Below are 228 nucleotides of genomic sequence, written 5' to 3'. Positions count from 1 at the left end.
AAGGCGCCCTGGCTTTGTCCCTGATTCCCCGTTTCCTGGTGTTGGGCGAGCCTTTCTGGGAGGCCGTGTGGCACGGAATCTTCTATGCCATCTCTTCCTTCAACAACGCGGGGTTCACCCCGCACTCGGACGGCGTAGTCCCCTACGAGACCGATCTCTGGATACTGGTCCCGCTGATGCTTGGCGTCTTCCTTGGAAGCCTGGGTTTCCCCGTGGTGATGGTGCTCC

The 228-nt window shown here is 60.5% G+C and carries 1 protein-coding gene; it reads left to right on the top strand.

Annotated elements, in window-relative coordinates:
• Window positions 1–14 precede the first annotated feature (14 nt).
• The coding region (locus SB772_RS46470) for a potassium transporter TrkG (protein ID WP_410839330.1) at window positions 15–228 on the top strand (214 nt) is incomplete at its 3' end.

The sequence above is a fragment of the Paraburkholderia sp. SIMBA_030 genome (assembly GCF_046535245.1).
Lineage (GTDB): Bacteria > Pseudomonadota > Gammaproteobacteria > Burkholderiales > Burkholderiaceae > Paraburkholderia.
This window is presented reverse-complemented; position numbering and strand designations above follow the sequence as displayed.